The sequence below is a fragment of the Marinifilum sp. D714 genome (assembly GCF_030851345.1).
Classification (GTDB): Bacteria; Bacteroidota; Bacteroidia; order Bacteroidales; family Marinifilaceae; genus Marinifilum.
The window spans coordinates 1-5,384 of record NZ_JALPNU010000046.1; the positions used below are offsets into that span (position 1 = coordinate 1).

Genomic DNA, 5,384 nt, shown 5'->3' on the forward strand with positions numbered 1-5,384 from the left:
TTATTGTTAGCTATTTTGACCAAATATTTGCATATTTAATCTTTTTCTAGAGCTTACATATAAGTGTGCTCTTGCTCATGCAGGGCACACACAATGGCTAATAAAGCAAAAGTGAGCCGACTAATTTTGGTTGGTTCGTAGCTTCGGCTAGCAGCGCCAAATCGTTGATTTGGCTTTAGAAATGAAAAAGATAAAAACAAATACAACGTTTTGGCTTCGTGAGGTTCGAAAGTGAGTAGGATTAAATTCTCACTTACGCTTCATAGCCGAGCCGTTACCAACAATTTTAAAACCAATACATGGAGTCGAGATTAGAATTAAAAACAAAAGCCAATTTAGGAAAAAGAATCTCAGCAGGACTAATAGACTATGGAATGGTATCTGTTTTTACAGCTGTAATGTTTTTTTTATATGGAGAACCTATTGAAGGAGGATACACTCTGACTGGCTATCCTTTTTTGATTGTAATTTTATTTTGGGCAGTCATGACAATAGGAATGGAACAACTTTTTGGTGTGACACTTGGTAACTACATGTCTGATTTGAAAGCTATTTCTGCTATTAATTTTAATGACAGTAAAATCAGTTTAGGTCAATCAGTAAAGAGGCACTTGATTGCAATATTAGATATTTGTTTTTTTGGACTTATAGGCATTCTATTAATTAAGAACACAAAGCTTAATCAAAGGTTAGGAGATATTTGGGCAAAAACCGTTGTTGTTGATACGACTGACGAGCGTCAAGGAATTCAATAAAACAGTTGGTAACAAAAGTAACCGTTGCACAACCAAGTAATATTTCAAAAAAATAAGATAAAAGCCTTAAAAGTATGTGAGTTCACAAGCTTTTAAGGCTTTGTTTTTACAGTTGATTTTGTTTGTGTTTAAAATTATTGAGAGCTTAAATCGGCTTTAATTAATCCAAAATACCTTTTTAAAGAGAAAGATAGAACAATGGCCTGATTTGTCATTGTTTCAGTTGATTTGCTTATAAATTTCATTAGTTTTTTTAGATTGTAGGCCGTAGCAGACATGTGCATTACCTTGTTGGCCTGAGCAATTCCAATGGTGTTAATTTTCCGAAGTCCCATAAACCCTGTTAAGGTTCCGAAAACAGGCTCGACTGTAGATTGTCGTTTGCCTTTCATGTATCTGCCGAACTTGCTCCGCACTCTTTTGTTATTGCGTTGATACTGCTCAACGTAAACGGTTATTGCGATGCGTTTTTCATGGCTTTTGCCCAGGCATTTTTTCTTGATAGGGCAATTTTTACAATCGCTTCTTTTTGTCAGGTAATGATCCTGAAGAGAGTTTGTTACCATTTTTCGTTTGCGAAAAGTAACTTTCTTTCCTTGTGGACAAAGCCAGTAATTATCTTCCTTACAAAAAGTAAATCCTTCGGGACCGCCCTTGTAAGTTCCGTGTGGAGGAATGTAACTGATAATGTTTTCCTTTTCCAGAAAAGCATAGTTTTCTCCGCTACTGTAACCAGCATCAGCAAGAAGAGTAGTCCACAACAAGCCCTGTTTTTTCAGCCGATGCTTTAAGCGCTTTGTGGCATCCTGTAAGTATTGATTGTCTTTTTTATCGGCATGGTAAGCTTTTACATCAGTAATAACATGATTGGCTGTATCAACACTGATATTGTTTAGGTAGTTCAGCTTTCTGGCCTTGCCTGGTTTTACACTGATTCTGGCATCGGGATCGGTAGGACTGTAATGGGTTTTGTTACTGGTATACTTGGCGCCTTTGTTAGCAGCTCCCGGACGTTGATCCTGATTCTTTTGCCAATTACGATTGCGACTTTTTATCTCTTGTAGTTCTCTTTTATCGGCTGTTATGATTTGCTGATTGCGAGAAGCCTTATTCTTTTTAGGCTTCCTGTCTTCTCTACTCTGGTAACGAGCTTTTTCAAGATAAGCTTCAAGTTGCTCTTCAGGAACTTTCAGTTCAAGACTATCCATACTTGCATTGGCTTTTATTGGTGCAGAATCCATAGCCTGAGTATGACCAGCAACCATTCCTGTCTCTACACACATACTTAAAATATGGGTAAAAACCTCTTCAAAAATCTTTTCAGGAAACAATTGCCTGGTACGACTTAATGTACTGTGCCAAGGCAATTGTTCATCGATATCAAAGCCAAGGAAAAACAGAATATCCAAGCGCATGGAACAATGTTCTATTAATTTTCTGTCGCTAATGATATTCTCTAAATAACCAACCAAACACAATTTGTAGAAAACGACAGGATCAATGCTTTTTTGTCCGCAACTCCCATAATATGATTGTGTTTTTTTGTAAAGGAAGGATAAGTCTAAAACTGTTTGTAATCTTCGGTAGAAATTATTCTCAGGGACTCTGTGTGAGAGTTGAAAGCTGGAAAATAACTTCTCTTGATAAAGCTTCTTTCCTTGCATTTTTATTTACAAGTTAAGACATTATCATTGCTAAGTAAAGTTTTTATTGTTAGATTTATAAACAAGTTATTAAGAGTTGTGCAACAGGCACAAAAGCTAAATTTCATGGGCGGTGGGAATTGCTCTAGAGTTAGTTCAATTAATAAACACCAGCAAGCTATATAAATTGGTTTGCTTAAAAATATAAACAAATTTATGCGGCTTGCTTATATAGCGGTTTGAAGTGTTAACTCTTTGAAATCGCCCACGAAAACTTAGCAAGACCGTTACCCAACATTTGAGAAACCGAATGAAAACCATGAAAATCAGAGGACATAAAAGGATTTGGACAGACATTGAAAAATGGAAAAATGCCAATTTGAAACTTGATTTAGAGAACCTAAAACGAAACGAAAGAGATTATGCTAAAATTTGGGTTCATCCATTTAGTGGAATATCAATAACGAATAGCCAAAATCCTGAACCAAAATCTGAAACCAAAAAAAGAATTCTTAACGGACTTTTTGATATTTATGAAAGTTGGAAAAATCAACTTGATGAATTGAACGAACCTTATTATTTGAAAGTATGGCTTTTTGAGCCAAGGTTCTCGAAATCCCAAGTTGTTTGTGCAATCGGAAACTCAATTGACTTTTACAATAATACATTTAACATTCCCGAAAACACAAAAGAGTTTAAATCTGACTCTGTCGGAATTACAAAAAATCGGATTGAAAACTTTAATTGGGAACATAGAGTTGACGAGGATTTTATGTTTAGTACAGATATTGGAAATCTAGAAGATTACGAGAATGAAAAAGAGTATTTAGAGAATAAAAAATGGTTTAAGAATAAATTAAAGAAAAAACACATAAAAAAAACGCTGAAAGACGGAACCGAATCTTATGCATTTGAATTAGGAAAAGTTTGGATTGGAGAGAAAAACTGAAATAAAAACGTTGGGTAACACCGTATATAATTTATTGCTAGTTCTAGCCTACTTACGAAAATCCTCGCGGATTTTCTATTCGGTTTTTATTTGCTAAATTACGTGCTAAACCACGCAACAAACCATATACAAACACGTTAGCCATAATAAGACCTCACTCAACTGTAACAACAAGAATTAAATCACGTCTTTATTGAAAGAAAACCAAAATAATGAATAAAAAAAAGCTTGGAATACTAATAATATTTTTAATTATAATCCCAAAATTAGCAACTTCTCAAAGTGTTGATTCAAAGGTAGACAGTCTATATCAGGTAAAGGGTAATAAACCCGGATTTTCAATTGCTGTATTTAAAGGAGATAAAATTATACTTGAAAAACAATATGGTATTGCAAACCTTGATTATAACGTTCCAGTAACAAATGAAACCTTATTTGACATTGGCTCAATTGCTAAGCAATTTACAGCATCAGCAATTTTGCTTTTGGAGAGTCAAGGAAAATTATCTTTAAAAGAGCCTGCTTACAAATACATCGATAAACTTCCTCGGTATAAAAAGGGCGACCCGACAATAGAACAATTGTTAAATCAAACAAGTGGAATACCAGAAGTTGACCCATATTTCTATTTAGCAGATTTATCTTTTAACGATTTACTTACGCAGCCAAGAGTTAGGAATATCATATTAAATTTAAAAGAACTCAACTTTACACCTGGAGAGTATTTTGAATATACAAACGCAAACTACATCTTACTCTCTAATATTATCGAGAAGGTATCAGATAAATCTTTTGTAGAATATCTGCAAGAAAGTATTTTTTCGCCATTAAAAATGGAAAACACTATTATAAAAAACAGAACGTACGACATAATTAAAAATAGAGCTATTGGATATATTGAGGATGAGGAAGCTTATTATAAAATGGATTTACCTGCTACAATCTACAATGGAGATGGTCAAATTTTGACTACACCAAAAGATATGTTTAAATGGCATCAAGGTATGCGAAATGCAACCATTGGCACACCTTATTTGTGGAAGAAAATGCAAACTAAAGCGAATCTAAATGATGGAACCATAATTGACTATGGTTTAGGAGTTGAATTTGAAACGCGTAATGGTTTTTCTGCTATGGGATTTGACGGTATGATTATGGGAGGCTTCGTTTCTAAATATTTATACTTTCCGGAATTAGATATTGCATTTTTTACTACACAAAACACTTTTGAAGAAGACTTCGAAGACCGATTTTTTCAACTTGTGGATTTATACATTCCAAGTGAAAAGGAAAATGACACGAATCAAGAACAAGAGAATACAATTATTGAACTGCCTAATGATGTCCTTAAAAAATATGAGGGGAATTACATCTTTTTGGGTAATGAATATGAAGACATAAAAACTGGAATCATTAAACTAAAAAACAAAAAATTAGTCCTAACAACAGCTGATGGAGAAGAAATAGGAAAATTAAAGCCTCTTGATAATCAAAAGTTTTTGATGGACGGCATAATTATGGAATTTGATGTTCAAGCCAATAACAAGCAATACCAGTTTTATGCAAACGAAAATGAAAAACCTTGGCTTTTCAAAGAACTTGAACCCTATGAGCATACAGAATTAGAATTAAAAGAACTTGAAGGTATTTATTTAAATAAGAGCTTACAAGTAGCTAAAGAAATTAAATTTGAAAATGGTGCGTTGCAATTTTATTATGGGAAAGGAGCATATAGCGTTGAAATAGATGCATTATCTAAAGACCTTTTTAATATTCCAAACTACCCAATTCAATTCTTAAGAAATAAGAGTGGAAAAATTGTTTCAATGAAAATTATGGGATTAGAATTTGAAAAGATATAATTACTATGGCTAATCGAGTAGGCAGCCGCTAGGTGATTAACCTAGCGGAGAACCTCTCACACCACTGTACGTACGGGTCTCGTATACAGCGGTTCATTAAGTTGTGGGGATTTTCTTTTGTAAATGTCAAGCATCGATTCATAACCACGCTTCTTCAAGCGATTAAGGGTAATTG

The 5,384-nt window shown here is 34.0% G+C and carries 4 protein-coding genes; 3 read left to right on the plus strand and 1 reads right to left on the minus strand.

The window, feature by feature from the left end:
- The first annotated feature begins 299 nt into the window (after nt 1-299).
- On the plus strand, nt 300-755 hold the full coding sequence (locus M0051_RS19365; protein WP_306743223.1) for an RDD family protein: 456 nt from the start codon (nt 300-302) through the stop codon (nt 753-755).
- Between the two features lie 134 nt (nt 756-889).
- Here M0051_RS19365 and M0051_RS19370 read toward each other — a convergent pair whose 3' ends face one another.
- Nucleotides 890-2,419, minus strand: a complete 1,530-nt coding sequence (locus M0051_RS19370; RefSeq protein ID WP_306743225.1) for an IS1182 family transposase — start codon at nt 2,417-2,419, stop codon at nt 890-892.
- A gap of 298 nt (nt 2,420-2,717) precedes the next feature.
- Between M0051_RS19370 and M0051_RS19375 the strand changes: the two genes are divergently transcribed.
- Together M0051_RS19375 and M0051_RS19380 are read left to right on the plus strand one after the other, a co-directional pair.
- A complete protein-coding gene (locus M0051_RS19375) occupies nt 2,718-3,347 on the plus strand; it encodes a hypothetical protein (RefSeq protein ID WP_306743226.1) in 630 nt (209 codons plus the stop codon).
- Nucleotides 3,348-3,559: 212 nt separating this feature from the next.
- Complete coding sequence (locus M0051_RS19380; RefSeq protein ID WP_306743227.1) at nt 3,560-5,209, plus strand: serine hydrolase; 1,650 nt, start codon at nt 3,560-3,562, stop codon at nt 5,207-5,209.
- The last annotated feature ends 175 nt before the right edge of the window (nt 5,210-5,384 follow it).